This window comes from Streptomyces sp. NBC_01520 (genome assembly GCF_045040375.1).
Lineage (GTDB): Bacteria > Actinomycetota > Actinomycetes > Streptomycetales > Streptomycetaceae > Streptomyces.
Genome location: NZ_CP109404.1, coordinates 1,715,750 through 1,730,231, shown reverse-complemented (window position 1 = coordinate 1,730,231; position 14,482 = coordinate 1,715,750). Strand labels below are relative to the sequence as shown.

Genomic DNA, 14,482 nt, shown 5'->3' with positions numbered 1-14,482 from the left:
CCATGGCCCGAAGGAGAGGCCCTACCCGAGCCGGATGCTGTCGCCCTCGACGGTGATCCGCTCCACGGGCAGCGGACGCGGTGCGGGGCCCGCCTCCACCGCGGCGTCCGTGATGCTGAATCTACTGCCGTGGCAGGCGCAGTTGATCGTGCCGTCGCCGACCGACGAGACGATGCAGCCCGCGTGGGTGCAGACCGCGGAGAAGGCCTTGAAGTCGTCCGCCTCCGGCTGGGTCACCACGACTTTGCGGTCCTTGAAGATCGTGCCGCCGCCGACCGGGACGTCGGCGGTCCGGGTCAGCTCGCCGGCCGAGGTTTCCGGGGTCTCGGGAGCGGTGGCCGGGGCCGTGCTCCCGTCGCTGTCCCCGCCTCCGTCGCCGGACGAGCCGCAGCCGGCCGCCAGTGCGGCGGCGCCCGCGGTGAGGACCGTCCTTCGCCGTGCGTTCATGGTTCTCCTCGCGTGGTGGTCGATGAGAGGCATCGTGGCGCCGCGGGCCGCGCGGACGAAGCAACCGGGCGGCGGATGCGCCCGGGAGAGTGGCGGTACGGGGACTTCCTGTACAGTCATCCAGGAAATCACTTCCTGGGCAGGTGTCCAGGAAATCTGCCGCAGGAGGCCGAACGCCATGCATACCGCCGCCCAGGTGCTGGTCGCGCTCGTCGCGCTGATCCACGTCTACTTCCTCGTCCTGGAGATGTTCCTCTGGGACACCCAGCGAGGCCGCGAGGCCTTCGGCACCACCGAGGAGTTCTCCAGGGAGAGCGCCACCCTCGCCGCCAACCAGGGGCTCTACAACGGATTCATGGCCGCCGGACTTGTCTGGAGCCTGATCGCGGGTGATCCCGTCGCCCACCAGGCGCAGATCTTCTTCCTGAGCTGCCTGATCGTCGCAGGGGTGTACGGCGCGGCCACCGTCAGCCGCAAGATCCTCTACGTCCAGGCGGCACCCGCCGCCGTCGCACTCGCCCTCGTCCTTCTCGCAGGCTGAGACGCATGGCCCCGGCGGTGACGGACGGCAGCAACGACCCGCGTACCGCACGCACCCGCGGCAGGCTCCGCGCCGCGCTGCTGGAAGCCTGCGCGGACCGGCCGCTGGACCGGATCGGCGTGGCGGACGTGGTGCGCGGGGCCGGTGTCGGGCGCGCCACCTTCTACCTGCACTACGACGATCTGCGCGCCCTGGCCGTGGACGCCTGCGCCGACGTCGTACGGGAGGCTGTCGAGGCCCTGCACGCCTGGGACCGGACACCGCCCGGCCCGGACGCGCCGCCTCAGGAGCTCGTCGCCCTGCTCCGGGAGATCCGAGGCCGGGCCGCCGTACACCGCGCCCTGCTCGGTCCGGGCGGCGGCGGCCCCCTCGGGGAACTGCTGCACCAGGAGCTCCGGCAGTACAGCCTCGACGAGCTGCGCCGGCGCAGGCCCGAAGGAAGCGGCCACGACCTCACCGCGAGCGCCGTCGCCGGTCTGTTCACCGGGATGCTCACCGACTGGGTCCACGACCGCACCGACGCCACCCCGGAACAGCTCGCCGGGCGGATCTGGCGCACCCTCCTCGCCGTGCACGCCGCCGCGGTGTCTCAAGGACAGAGCAGGGCGGCCACGGGCCCCGCCGCACCTCTAGGCTGAAACAGCACACAGAACGAGGGAACGAGGGGTACGACGTGGCGGTACGAGCGGTCCGTGGAGCCGTCCAGCTGGAGCGGGACGAAGCCGGACACATGGACGAGCGGGTGGGTGCGCTCATCACCGCCATCCTGGAGCGCAACCAGATCGTCGCCGAGGATCTGATCAGCGTCTGGTTCACCGCAACCCCCGACCTGCACAGCGACTTCCCGGCCGCCGCCGCGCGGGGGCTGGGCATCGTCGACGTACCGCTGATCTGCGCCCAGGAGCTCGACATCGCCGGGGCCATGCCCCGAGTGGTCCGCATCCTCGCCCACGTCGAGACATATCTCTCCAAGGCAGAGATCAGTCACGTCTACCTCGGCGCCACCGGCGCCCTCCGCAAGGACATCGCCCAGTGAGAACAGCCGTCGTCATCGGAACCGGCCTGGTCGGCACCTCCGCAGCTCTCGCCCTCTCCGGGCGCGGCATCCACGTCCACCTCGTCGACCGGAACGCCTCGTCGGCCGGTACGGCCGCGGCGCTCGGAGCGGGGACGGAGGACGCCCCGGCCGGGCCCGTCGACCTGGCGATCATCGCCGTACCGCCCGCGCACACCGCCTCCGTGCTGGCCGCCGCCATGCGCGACGGGATCGCCCGCGGCTATCTCGACGTCGCCAGCGTCAAGGGCGGCCCCCGCCGTGAGCTGGAGGCGCTCGGCATCGACCTCACGCCGTACATCGGTACGCACCCGATGGCCGGCAAGGAGCGCTCCGGGCCCCTCGCGGCCACCGCCGACCTCTTCGAGGGCCGCCCCTGGGTCCTCACCCCGACCCGGGACACCGACACCGAGGTCCTCAACCTCGCCCTGGAACTGGTCGCGCTCTGCCGCGCGGTCCCCGTCGTCATGGACGCCGACGCCCACGACCGTGCCGTCGCCCTGGTCTCCCACACCCCGCAGCTGATCTCGTCGATGGTCGCCGCCCGCCTGGAGGAGGCCGACGAGACCGCCGTACGCCTGTGCGGCCAGGGAATCCGGGACGTCACCCGGATCGCCGCCTCCGACCCCCGGATGTGGGTGGAGATCCTCTCCGCCAACCCCGGCCCGGTCGCCGACGTCCTGGCCGGCGTCGCCACCGACCTCGACGAGACCGTACGGGCGCTGCGCGGCCTCCAGTCCGCCGACGAGGACAAGCGCCGCGCGGGCACCGAAGGCATCGAGGACGTCCTGCGCCGCGGCAACGCCGGCCGGGTCAGGGTGCCGGGCAAGCACGGCGCCGCCCCGGCCTCGTACGAGATCGTGGCCGTGCTCATCGGTGACCGGCCCGGCGAACTGGCCAGGATCTTCGCCGACGCCGGGAAGGCCGGGGTCAACATCGAGGACGTACGCATCGAGCACGCCACCGGACAGCAGGCCGGCCTGGTCCAGCTGATGGTCGAGCCGAGCGCGGCGCCCGCACTGGGCGCGGAGCTCAGCGAGCGGGGCTGGTCGATCCGCCCGTAGCGGGCCGCCCCAAGGGGGACGGGGCCGAGAGGGGTACAAGGGCCCTCCCCGCACTCGGTAACCTTGTGGGGAGGGCACCCCGGTCTGCCCTGCCCCGCTCCGCTCCGCCCACCCCGTGTACCAGGAAGGTGTCCACCACCGTGGAAACCGTAAGCGCCGCCGCCCGGACCGCCCCGGCCGCAGTGATCGTCGCCATCGACGGGCCCTCCGGCACCGGCAAGTCGAGCACCTCCAAGGCCGTCGCCGCCCAGCTCGGCCTGAGCTACCTGGACACCGGCGCCCAGTACCGGGCGATCACGTGGTGGATGCTGAACAACGGCATCGACGTGCGCAACCCTGCCGAGATCGCCACCGCCGCCGCCAAGCCGGTCATCGTCTCCGGCACCGACCCGGCCGCCCCGACGATCACCGTCGACGGCGAGGACGCCTCCGGCCCGATCCGTACCCAGGAGGTCACCTCCGAGGTCAGCGCCGTCAGCGCCGTCCCCGAGGTACGCACTCTGATCACCGACCTGCAGCGCTCCATCGCCGCGGAAGCCGAGCGGGGCATCGTCGTCGAGGGCCGGGACATCGGTACGACGGTGCTGCCCGACGCCGACATCAAGATCTTCCTGACCGCCTCCCCGGAGGCGCGCGCCGCCCGGCGCAGCGGTGAGGTCAAGGGCTCCGACCTCGCCGCCACGAAGGAGGCGCTGATCAAGCGGGACGCCGCCGACTCCGGCCGGAAGACCTCGCCACTGGCCAAGGCCGGGGACGCGGTCGAGGTGGACACCACCGAGCTGACCCTCCAGCAGGTCATCGAGTGCGTCGTCACCCTCGTCGGGGAGAAGCAGGCCGCGAAGTGACCGAAGCCACCACCGCGCCCACGCTGCGTGGAGCGGCCGTCGGGCGCGGGATCGGCATCGGACTCATGTACGGGCTCTTCAGGCCCCGTGTGCTCGGTGCGTGGCGGGTACCCTCCGCCGGACCCGTCATACTCGCGGTGAACCACGCACACAACATCGACGGTCCGATGCTGATGGGCACCGCGCCCCGGCCCGTCCACTTCCTGATCAAGAAGGAGGCGTTCGTCGGTCCCCTCGACCCGTTCCTGCGCGGAATCGGTCAGCTCAAGGTGGACCGCGCGACCGTCGACCGCACCGCCATCACCCACGCCCTCGGCGTGCTGGAGGACGGCGGGGTCCTCGGGATCTTCCCCGAGGGCACCAGGGGCGAGGGCGACTTCGCCTCCCTGCGGGCAGGGCTCGCGTACTTCGCGGTACGCGGCGGGGCGCCGATCGTCCCCGTGGCGGTCCTGGGAAGCACCGAGCGTCGCGGACGGTTGATATCGGCACTGCCTCCGCTGCGCAGCCGGGTCGACGTCGTCTTCGGCGACGCCTTCCAGGCCGGGGACGGCAGCGGGCGGCGCACCAGGAAGGCACTGGACGAGGCGACGCTCCGAATCCAGGGAAAGCTGACCGCGCACCTGGAGGACGCCAGGCGCCTCACCGGGCGCTAGGTCCTGCGAGACTTGAGTAGTGGGCCGCGCGATCGTGGCCCATCGATGATGATGCAAAGAGGGAACGGACTTCATGAACGACCAGATTCACTCCGACGGCTCGGACCACGAGCACGGAGCACTTGGCGATGCCGAGTACGCGGAGTTCATGGAGCTCGCCGCGCAGGAAGGGTTCGACCTCGAGGACGTCGAGGGTGCGATCGGTGAGGCCGGTCACGGACCCCTTCCCGTCCTCGCCGTCGTCGGCCGCCCCAACGTCGGCAAGTCGACCCTGGTGAACCGCATCCTCGGCCGCCGTGAGGCCGTCGTGCAGGACAAGCCGGGCGTCACCCGTGACCGGGTGAACTACGAGGCCGAATGGGCGGGCCGCCGCTTCAGGCTCGTCGACACCGGCGGCTGGGAGCAGGACGTACTGGGTCTCGACGCCTCCGTCGCCGCCCAGGCCGAGTACGCGATCTCGACGGCCGACGCGGTCGTCTTCGTCGTCGACGCGACGGTCGGCGCCACCGACACCGACGAGGCCGTCGTCAGGCTGCTGCGCAAGGCCAAGAAGCCCGTCGTCCTGTGCGCCAACAAGGTCGACGGACAGAGCGGCGAGGCGGACGCGACCGCGCTCTGGTCGCTCGGTCTCGGCCAGCCCCACCCGGTCTCCTCGCTGCATGGCCGTGGCACCGGCGACATGCTCGACGCCGTGCTGGAGGCGCTGCCCGAGGCCCCGGCCCAGACGTTCGGCACCGCCCTCGGCGGCCCCCGCCGCATCGCGCTCATCGGCCGTCCGAACGTCGGCAAGTCCTCGCTCCTGAACAAGGTCGCCAACGAGGACCGCGTCGTCGTCAACGAACTCGCCGGCACCACGCGCGACCCGGTCGACGAGCTGATCCAGCTCGGCGGCGTCACCTGGAAGTTCATCGACACAGCCGGCATCCGCCGCAAGGTCCACCTCCAGGAGGGCGCGGACTACTACGCCTCGCTCCGTACGGCCGCCGCCGTGGAGAAGGCCGAGGTCGCCGTCATCCTGATCGACTCCAGCGAGTCCATCAGCGTCCAGGACCAGCGGATCGTCACGATGGCCGTGGAAGCGGGCCGTGCGATCGTGCTCGCCTTCAACAAGTGGGACACCCTCGACGAGGAGCGTCGCTACTACCTGGAGCGCGAGATCGAGACGGAGCTCGCGCAGGTCGCCTGGGCTCCCCGCGTCAACGTCTCGGCCGTCACCGGCCGGCACATGGAGAAGCTGGTCCCGGCGATCGAGACCGCGATCGAGGGCTGGGAGACCCGCATCCCGACCGGTCGGCTGAACGCCTTCCTCGGCGAGATCGTCGCCTCCCACCCGCACCCGGTGCGCGGCGGCAAGCAGCCCCGCATCCTCTTCGGCACCCAGGCCGGCGTCAAGCCGCCGCGGTTCGTGCTCTTCGCCTCCGGCTTCCTGGAGCACGGCTACCGCCGCTTCGTCGAGCGCCGCCTGCGCGAGGAGTTCGGCTTCGAGGGCACGCCGCTGCACATCTCCGTCCGGGTGCGCGAGAAGCGCGGCCGCAAGAAGTAGGCACACGGCACGGCGAAGCCCCGGACCCCCCGCGTCGAGCGGGGGATCCGGGGCTTCGCCGTGCCGTCAGCCGTGCCGTCAGCCGTGCCGTCAGCCGTGCCGTCAGCCGTGCCGTCAGCCGTGCCGTCAGGCGTCGGTGGACCCGGGCGGCAGGGCCGCGGGCCTGGCTCGCCCGGCATGCCGCCCCACCCGCTGCCAGGAGCCGAGGTTCCCCGCGTGCCCGCTCTGGCTTCCCTGGCCGTTCGCCGCCGTACGGCCGCTCAGCGGCGCACGGCTGCCGAACATCCCGGTACCGAACGCTCTGAAGCCGAGATTCTCCTCACCGCTCCGGTCCCCCGGAAGTGCCCTGAACGACCGCCGGTACTCGGAGTACAGCGCGTCGTAGATCGGGGTGGGGGACTTGCCGCCCGAGGGGTCCTGCGACGGACGCATGGCCGGGATCGGGTTCTGCTGCTGGCGAGAAGGGTCGTATGAGTGCACGTAGGTGCCAACGACCTCACCGCCCGTCGGATGCGGGCCCGGCGGAGAAATCGCTGTTCGGCGGGTGCGGGAAGGCAGAACGGACACGATCAGGTCCCGGCCAGCGGCATCGACGCGGCGACCAGGAGACCGTTGACCGCGGCCTTGTCCAGCGCGTCACGCAGCAGGTCCTCGCGCGGCTGCTGGCCGATCGAGCCCGCCGGGGAGGCGAAGACGAGCACGGTCTGCGACTTGTTCGCCGCCGCCCGCCAGCCCTCGGTGACCTGGAGCGGCTGATGGGCCTGCCACCAGGCGACCGCGTTGCCACCGCCGGTGCCCGGCTGCAGTACGGCGTGCAGCTGGCCCATGGCGAGCAGCACCGACCAGCCGGGAAGCACGCCAGGCAGCCGGTTCAGATCGGGCGTGGGCAGGAAGCCCTGCTCCAGCAACAGCTGGAGGAACTGGTCGCCGTCCCGGCCGTCGGTGCCGGGCCGGGCGATCGGTCCGGTCGGTTCGACGACCAGGGCCGGGCGGAGGTCGTCCTCGATCAGGACGAGACCGCTGGTGATGCCGAGAACGGCCTGTTCGGGCATGACGCCCTCCGGATCCTTCTGCTCGCTGCCGGTGATGGACCGCACGGCACCCTGGAGCTGGTCCTCGGCGACCTGGACGACCTGTGAGGGGATGCAGGTCGCATGGGCGAAGGCGAGCACGGCGGACTCGTCGCCGACGAACAGCACCGTGCTGGTGCGTTCCTGGTCGGAGTCGCCGGGGGTGCGGCAGGAGGTGCAGTCGTAACTGCCTGGGGCGCTGTCGCCGACGAGCAGCCGGTCGGCTTCGGCATCGCCGATCTCGGCGCGTACGTCCTCGCTGACGTCGAGCATGCGCGGCACGGGTGGCTCCTCGAACTCGGTGCGTGGGCCGGGTGGTTCCCGGCTCATGAAGAGACAACGGACGACCGGGGGCCCGGGTCACGCGCGAAACGGGAGGAGAAAGCGGGAGAGTCGGCAGGCCGATACGTCGACAGATCACGACAGTGATCCGGAGTCGGACATTCCGCGAATACGCCCGCCATGTACGGCCATTCGTTTGAATTGTCACGGCTCCGTACGACTCCTGTGCGAAGCCTGTGTGCTCTCCTGACGGCGCGTAGGGTCCGTAACTGACCAGTCGAACAGGGGAAACGACTACGCAATGCACATTTCATTTCTGCTTCACAACGCGTACGGCATCGGGGGAACGATCCGTACCACCTTCACGCTCGCCGGGACGCTGGCCGAGCAGCACGACGTCGAGATCGTCTCCGTCTTCCGGCACCGCGACGTACCCGCGCTGGGCGCCCCCGACGGCGTACGGATGAGCCACCTCGTCGACCTGCGCCGCTCGAGCCCGGACTTCGACGGCGACGCGGCCGAACACGCCCGGCCCGCCACGGTGTTCCCGCGCGGCGACACCAGGCACCGGCAGTACAGCAGGCTCACCGACAGCCGGATCGCGGCCCGTCTGGGCGCACTCGAAGCCGACGTCGTCGTCGGCACCCGGCCGGGCCTCAACGTCCACATCAGCCGGCAGGCCCGACGCGGCCCGGTGCGCATCGGCCAGGAACACCTCACCCTGGACAGTCACAGTTACCGGCTCCGCAGGGAGATAGGGCACAGGTACGGGCTCCTCGACGCGGTCACGACGGTCACCGAGGCCGACGCCCGCGACTACCGGGCCAGGCTGCGGCTTCCCGGCGTACGGGTGGAGGTCATCCCGAACAGCGTGCCGGAGCCCGCGGGTGAGCCCGCCGGGGGAGACGCCAAGTGGATCGTGGCCGCGGGCCGGCTGCACCGGGTCAAGCGGTACGACGTACTGGTCCGGGCCTTCGCCGAGGTCGCGGCGGCCCGGCCCGAGTGGCGGCTGCGGATCTACGGCGGCGGCGACGCCACCGGCGACGAGCGGCAGACTCTGCGCGGGCTCGTCGACACGCTCGGCCTGCAGGACCGGGTCCACCTCATGGGGTCGGTCCACCCGATGGAGACGGAGTGGCCCAAGGGCTCGATCGCTGCGGTCACCTCCGAGCGGGAGTCGTTCGGCATGACCATCGTGGAGGCGATGCGCTGTGGGGTGCCCGTCGTCGCCACCGACTGCCCGCACGGTCCGGCCGAGATCATCGACGACGGCACGGACGGGCGGCTCGTGCCGCTGGGGGACACCCGGGCCTTCGCCGGAGCCCTGCTCGGACTGATCGACGACGACGAGCTGCGGCGCCGGATGGGGCGGGCCGCCCGGGCCGCCTCGGAGAGATTCGACCCGGCGCCGATCGCGGAACGGCACGAGGCGCTCTTCTCCGAGCTGGCCGCGCGGGGCGGCGGTGGCCGCCGCTCCCAGAGCGTCCTGCGCACCGCGTGGCACCGCTCCCGGGGCACCGTGCTGGACGGGGCGTACGCCCTGCGCTACCGGGCCGCCGACGCGATCCGGGGGAGGAGGACAGGCTGACCGCGCCGGCCCGCCCGGCCGCTCGCCGGTGCCTCCGTGACTGTCGGACCCTCCGTGACCCGAAGGGTCCCGGATCGTTTCATTCCGGATAGTCCGACAGGCCGGGGGTTCGCGGGCAAGGTGCCGGTGAAGGCGTCGGCGCATGCGGCAGGGGTGGGCCGGGGCTGAAATATAAGGCCCGCATAAGGGGGAGTGAATTCCGGATGAAGTGACCGTCCGTGCACCCTCCCGGGCGCCACGGAATACATGCGTCGCGCAATGCTCCTTCCCTGGCAATTCACTCCGGACGGACATCTCGCGGTATTCGCCCGGCGGCCCGCAATTCTCTTTCCGTACATCAGGACCGCGCATCCGGGTGACGATGTCCGACGTAAACGCGTGTGGGGATGCTGTGACACAAGCGTGACCGCCGGGGTACATGAGGATGCACCGAGGGGTACCGCCGCCCCGGCTTCCTTCGCGGAGCGGGGGCACCTACGGTGAGGGGTATGGCACCTATACCGAGTCCTCCCGCCCAGCCGGACGACACCCCGGAGTCGTACGTCGGCCTCGACGCCCGGGCCGCCGAGAGGCAGGCCAGAGCGCGTGGCTGGAGCACGGTCCGGGCGCTCGCCCCGGGCACGGTCATCACCATGGAGTTCCGTGGCGGACGGATCAACTTCGAGGTGGACGCGTCCACCGTGACCCGCTGCTGGGTCGGCTGAACCGCCCCTCGACGAAACGAAGGCCCCGACATCCGTCGGGGCCTTCGCCGTGCGCTGAGCGGTCGTGCGTACCGTCCCCGCAGGTCAGGGGGCGATCGAGCCGCCTGTCACCGGGCGGGACGGGGCCGTGCTGCTCCGGGCGGCACGGTCCGTGTGCGGCGGACGGCGTGAGCCCGCCGGGGTGAGCGGCGTCCGCTCCGAACGCACCGCGTGCGGGGGATGCGCCCGCGTCCGGCCGCCCGCGCCCGTGTGGGCGACGGTTCCCGACGGCTCGGGTACGGGACTCCTGCTCCCGGTGTCCGTGGCTCCGGCGCCGCTCAGCGCCTGCGGCAGCACCACCACCGGGGCAGGGCCGTCAGGAGCGTCCGAGGCGGGCCGGCGGAGCCTGCGACGGGTCCGCAAGCGCGCCCGCACCGACAGGATCCAGATCTCGGCGCGCGTGATCAGCGGCTCGAACCAGGGCAGCGCCAGCATGATCAGCAGACCGGCCGCCCAGCCCAGCAGTACGTCGCTGAGCCAGTGCGTCCCGATGTAGACGGTCGTCAGCCCCACGCCCAGCGAGACGAAGGCGGAGAGGGCCGACAGATAGCGCCTGGCCCGCGGCGTGGTGGCCAGGTAGGCCAGGATTCCCCAGGTCACCACGGCGTTGGCGGTGTGGCCCGACGGAAATATATCGCCGCCGGCGTAGAGCTCCGCCGAGCCGATCTGGGTGGCGTAGTGCGGACCGAGGCGCCCCAGGCCGAGCTTGACCGCGCCGACCGTCACATTGAGCAGCAGCAGCGCGGTGCCCAGCGTGAGCAGGGGGCGAAGCGTGTGCTGGCGCCAGGAGCGCCAGCCGAGCCAGGCGGAGACCATCACGGCCGTGGGGCCGCGCTGGCCGAGCACGACGTAGTAGTCGAGGAAGGCATGGATCCCTGGCCACTGCTGATAGGGCCGGAACAACATGATCTTCCAGTCGAGGGCCACCAGCCAGGAGGAGACGAGCACGGCGACGACGATGGCGAGATAGAACGCCAAAGTCCCGCCGAAGAGAGCGATGCGGTGAGGACTCATCCGCGGGATCTCTATCTTCGGCGGTTCCGGCTCCCGGTCCAGACGGGCAAAGATGTCGGTACGCACGCAATGGACGTTACAGCGAGTGAGTGTGGGATCCGGCCGATCCCGCATGTTTGTGATGACGATGTGATGTGGACTTTGTCTCAGACCGGTATCCATTCGATGCGTCGCGGAGAATCGGATCGGGTGCCGATGGCATTCACGGGGACGGTAATTCGCAGAAATGTTTGATCATCGATGGAATGGCCCAGTGCGGTGCGGGAATGCATTCGCCCGGCCATTCGGGGGATCTGCGGGCCGCCTGCGGGGGCGGGCTCCCGGGGGTGCGGGAGGGGTGGTCGGCGCTCTGTTCCCGCCCGGTCACGGCGGGTCGGGAGGGGCCCCCGCCGACGGTGCGGGAGTGGCGTACGACACACTCCAGGGCGGGCGACGGTATGAGATGGACCACGTGTGACCACGTGGAACTCGCGTACGCTGACGGCTCACTCGCCCGTCGATGCCGGGCCTGAGGGGCCGGAACCGGTGCCCCCGTAGGTCCGCCGAGCGCGAGGGACTCATTGTGGGAGGTACGTATATGACCGGGATGTCCACGGCCGTGACCCGGCTGCGCGCAGCAGCCGACGGTGCCAACCGATGGGCCGTCCTGGTCGTCCTCTGCCTCAGTCTTCTGCTGGTCGCGCTCGACGCGACCGTGCTGCACGTGGCCGTCCCCGCCGTCACCGAGGACCTGCGGCCGAGCGCCGTCGGCCTGTTGTGGATCGTGGACGCCTACCCGCTCGTGTGCGCCTCCCTGCTGATCCTCTTCGGCACGCTCGGTGACCGGATCGGCAGACGCCGCGTCCTGCTGTTCGGCTACGCGTTCTTCGGGGTGGCCTCGGCGGTCGCGGCGACCGCCGACAGCCCCGGTGTGCTGATCGCGGCCCGGGCCCTGCTCGGCGTCGGCGGCGCGATGATCATGCCGGCGACCCTCTCGATACTCCGCCAGGTCTTCCCGGACCGCCGCGAGCGCGCCCTGGCCATCGGGATATGGACGGCGGTCGCCGCCGTGGGGGCCGCCACCGGACCGGTCATCGGCGGATTCCTCGTCGAGCACTACTGGTGGGGTTCGGTCTTCCTGATCAACATCCCGCTCATGGCCTTGATCCTGCCGGTCGCGCGCTGGCTGCTGCCCGAGTCCCGCGGCTCGGACGACGGCCCCTGGGACGTGGTCGGCGCGCTGACGGCCGCGGCCGGTGTGCTCGGCGTCGTCCTGGGGATCAAGCGCGCGGGCGGCGGCGAGGGCGTGCTGGACCTCGCCACCCTCGGCCCGCTGCTGACCGGTGCCGCGCTGCTCGTCCTCTTCGCCCGCAGGCAGAGGCGCCGTAAGCATCCGCTGATCGACATCGCGATGTTCGCCCGGCCCGCCTTCACCACCGCGGTCGGCTGCATCGTCCTGGCCATGCTGGCCCTGGTCGGCCTGGAGCTGATCGCCGTCCAGTACCTCCAGCTGGTCCTGGACCTCAGTCCGCTGGAGACCGGCCTGCGCCTCCTGCCGCTGACCTTCGCGGCCATGGCCGCAGGCGCCACGGGCTCGTACACCCTGAGCCGCGTCGGGCCGCGCCGCATGGTCGGCTGGGGCTTCGTGCTCACGGCGGCCTCGGTGCTCCTGCTGACCCTCATGGGGCAGCACGACCGGCCCGCGCTGCTCACCGTCGGCTTCGTGCTGCTGGGCTTCGGGCTGCAGTCCACCCTCTTCGGCGCGTACGAGTCGATGCTGAGCGAGGCCCCCGCGGAACGGGCCGGCGGAGCGGCAGCCATAGGCGAGACCTCCTACCAGCTGGGTGCCGGCCTGGGCATCGCGCTGCTCGGCAGTGTCATGAACGCCGCCTACACCCCCGGCCTCTCCCGGCTCCACGAGGAGGGCGTGCCGGCCGCGGCGGGCACCGCCGCGTCGCATTCGCTCGGTGAGGCCTACCAGGTGGCGGGGCAGCTGGGCGGCCCCCTGGGCGACCTGCTGCGTAACACCGCGCGGCACGCCTTCGTCGACGGTCTGCACGTCACGCTGCTGGTGAGTGCGGGCCTGCTGCTGCTCGGCGCGCTCGCGGCGCTGCGGCTGCCCCGGGTCATGGACTGCTCCTCGGCCAGGGAGGTCTGCGGGGTGAAGACCGCAGAGACCGCAGAGGCGGCGGAGGCCGCGGAGGCCGTGGTTCCCGGGCCCGCGCTGCCGGAGCGGGCGGTCTCCGGACCGCGCCCCGAGCCCAGAGGGCTTCCCGCGCAGGACCGGCCGGGGCGGCGGTTCCCGCTGCCCGCGCGGCGCGAACCCGCCGAGGCCACCGGCTCTGGACGGGCGGCACACTGAGCCGTAACGTCAGCACGACGCCGTAACTACCACTGCTAGTTTTAGTCCGTGCGAGCCGCCGGAGGCATCCCCATGTCCGTGAAGCCGTCGAAACTCCCACCGTTCGACCCGGCCGATCCGCTCGGCATCGACGATCTCCTCGACCCGGAGGACCTCGCGATCCGCGACACCGTGCGGAGCTGGGCCAGTGACCGGATCCTGCCGCACATCGCCGAGTGGTACGAGAACGGCGAGCTCCCCGGCATCCGTGAGCTCGCCCGCGAACTGGGCTCCCTCGGCGCACTGGGCATGTCCCTGGAGGGATACGGCTGCGCGGGCGCGACCGCCGTGCAGTACGGCCTGGCCTGCCTGGAGCTGGAGGCCGCCGACTCCGGGATCCGCTCGCTGGTCTCGGTCCAGGGCTCCCTCGCCATGTACGCGATCCACCGCTTCGGCTCCGAGGAGCAGAAGCGGCGGTGGCTGCCGGGCATGGCGGCCGGCGAGACCATCGGCTGCTTCGGACTCACCGAGCCGGACCACGGCTCGGACCCGGCCGGGATGCGCACGTACGCCAAGCGGGACGGCGAGGACTGGATCCTCACCGGCCGCAAGATGTGGATCACCAACGGATCGGTCGCCGGGGTCGCCGTCGTCTGGGCGCAGACCGACGAGGGTGACGGCGGCTCCGGGATCCGCGGCTTCGTCGTGCCCACGGACAGCCCCGGTTTCTCCGCACCCGAGATCCGGCACAAGTGGTCCCTGCGCGCCTCGGTCACCAGCGAGCTGATCCTGGACGGCGTACGGCTGCCCGCCGACGCGGTCCTGCCGGACGTCACCGGGCTGCGCGGCCCGCTCAGCTGTCTGAGCCACGCCCGCTACGGAATCGTCTGGGGAGCCATGGGCGCGGCGCGCGCCAGCTTCGAGGCGGCCGTGGACTACGCGAAGAGCCGCGAACAGTTCGGCCGGCCGATCGGCGGCTTCCAGCTCACCCAGGCCAAGCTCGCGGACATGGCCCTGGAACTCCACAAGGGCATCCTGCTCGCCCACCATCTGGGCCGCCGGATGGACGCGGGCAGGCTCCGCCCGGAGCAGGTCAGTTTCGGAAAGCTCAACAACGTGCGGGAGGCGATCGAGATCTGCCGTACCTCGCGCACGATCCTCGGCGCCAACGGGATCTCGCTGGAGTACCCGGTGATGCGCCACGCGACGAATCTGGAGTCGGTGCTCACCTACGAGGGCACCGTGGAGATGCACCAGCTGGTGCTGGGCAAGGCGCTCACCGGTCTGGACGCCTTCCGGTAGACCGGAACCGCCGAAA

At 71.4% G+C, this 14,482-nt stretch carries 15 protein-coding genes; 11 read left to right on the top strand and 4 right to left on the bottom strand.

Annotation, left to right across the window (positions count from 1 at the left end; all coding sequences use genetic code 11):
- Positions 1-21: 21 nt before the first annotated feature.
- On the bottom strand, positions 22-447 hold the full coding sequence (locus OG524_RS07850) for a Rieske (2Fe-2S) protein (protein ID WP_405391666.1): 426 nt from the start codon (positions 445-447) through the stop codon (positions 22-24).
- Between the two features lie 178 nt (positions 448-625).
- Here OG524_RS07850 and OG524_RS07845 point away from each other — a divergent pair, with 178 nt between their 5' ends.
- The 7 genes from OG524_RS07845 (at position 626) to der (ending at position 6,147) form a co-directional block, all read left to right on the top strand.
- Positions 626-988 (top strand): DUF1304 domain-containing protein, encoded by a 363-nt coding sequence (locus OG524_RS07845; protein ID WP_405391667.1) that lies wholly within the window; start codon positions 626-628, stop codon positions 986-988.
- A 5-nt stretch (positions 989-993) separates the two neighbouring features.
- Positions 994-1,626 carry a TetR/AcrR family transcriptional regulator gene (locus tag OG524_RS07840; RefSeq protein ID WP_405809599.1) on the top strand — a complete coding sequence of 211 codons (633 nt, stop codon included), beginning with the start codon at positions 994-996 and terminating at the stop codon, positions 1,624-1,626.
- Positions 1,627-1,661: 35 nt separating this feature from the next.
- The gene (aroH, locus tag OG524_RS07835) at positions 1,662-2,024 is read left to right on the top strand and encodes a chorismate mutase (protein WP_405391669.1); all 363 of its coding nucleotides are present in this window, start codon (positions 1,662-1,664) and stop codon (positions 2,022-2,024) included.
- On the top strand, positions 2,021-3,106 hold the full coding sequence (locus tag OG524_RS07830) for a prephenate dehydrogenase (RefSeq protein WP_405391670.1): 1,086 nt from the start codon (positions 2,021-2,023) through the stop codon (positions 3,104-3,106). Before aroH ends, OG524_RS07830 begins: the two co-directional genes overlap by 4 nt.
- Positions 3,107-3,234: 128 nt before the next feature.
- Positions 3,235-3,951, top strand: a complete 717-nt coding sequence (gene cmk / locus OG524_RS07825) for a (d)CMP kinase (RefSeq protein ID WP_384495443.1) — start codon at positions 3,235-3,237, stop codon at positions 3,949-3,951.
- Positions 3,948-4,604 (top strand): lysophospholipid acyltransferase family protein, encoded by a 657-nt coding sequence (locus tag OG524_RS07820; RefSeq protein WP_405809597.1) that lies wholly within the window; start codon positions 3,948-3,950, stop codon positions 4,602-4,604. Before cmk ends, OG524_RS07820 begins: the two co-directional genes overlap by 4 nt.
- Positions 4,605-4,677: 73 nt before the next feature.
- Positions 4,678-6,147: a ribosome biogenesis GTPase Der gene (gene der / locus OG524_RS07815; protein WP_384495440.1), complete on the top strand. Its 1,470-nt coding sequence runs from the start codon at positions 4,678-4,680 to the stop codon at positions 6,145-6,147.
- A gap of 126 nt (positions 6,148-6,273) precedes the next feature.
- Here the strand turns inward: der and OG524_RS07810 are convergent, their stop codons facing one another.
- Positions 6,274-6,579, bottom strand: coding sequence for a hypothetical protein (locus OG524_RS07810; RefSeq protein ID WP_405391672.1), 306 nt, complete (start codon positions 6,577-6,579; stop codon positions 6,274-6,276).
- Positions 6,580-6,716: 137 nt separating this feature from the next.
- Positions 6,717-7,499 carry a hypothetical protein gene (locus OG524_RS07805; protein ID WP_405809595.1) on the bottom strand — a complete coding sequence of 261 codons (783 nt, stop codon included), beginning with the start codon at positions 7,497-7,499 and terminating at the stop codon, positions 6,717-6,719.
- Positions 7,500-7,800: 301 nt separating this feature from the next.
- Between OG524_RS07805 and OG524_RS07800 the strand changes: the two genes are divergently transcribed.
- A complete protein-coding gene (locus tag OG524_RS07800) occupies positions 7,801-9,087 on the top strand; it encodes a glycosyltransferase (protein WP_405391674.1) in 1,287 nt (428 codons plus the stop codon).
- Between the two features lie 488 nt (positions 9,088-9,575).
- Complete coding sequence (locus OG524_RS07795; protein WP_405391675.1) at positions 9,576-9,791, top strand: I78 family peptidase inhibitor; 216 nt, start codon at positions 9,576-9,578, stop codon at positions 9,789-9,791.
- A gap of 84 nt (positions 9,792-9,875) precedes the next feature.
- On the opposite strand, the gene OG524_RS07790 is transcribed toward OG524_RS07795, so the two are convergent.
- Entirely contained in the window at positions 9,876-10,910 is a 1,035-nt protein-coding gene (locus OG524_RS07790) for a phosphatase PAP2 family protein (protein WP_405391676.1), read from the bottom strand.
- Between the two features lie 511 nt (positions 10,911-11,421).
- On the opposite strand from OG524_RS07790, the gene OG524_RS07785 reads away from it, so the two are divergent.
- Together OG524_RS07785 and OG524_RS07780 are read left to right on the top strand one after the other, a co-directional pair.
- Positions 11,422-13,185, top strand: coding sequence for an MFS transporter (locus tag OG524_RS07785; RefSeq protein ID WP_405809593.1), 1,764 nt, complete (start codon positions 11,422-11,424; stop codon positions 13,183-13,185).
- Positions 13,186-13,257: 72 nt separating this feature from the next.
- On the top strand, positions 13,258-14,466 hold the full coding sequence (locus OG524_RS07780) for an acyl-CoA dehydrogenase family protein (RefSeq protein ID WP_405391678.1): 1,209 nt from the start codon (positions 13,258-13,260) through the stop codon (positions 14,464-14,466).
- The last annotated feature ends 16 nt before the right edge of the window (positions 14,467-14,482 follow it).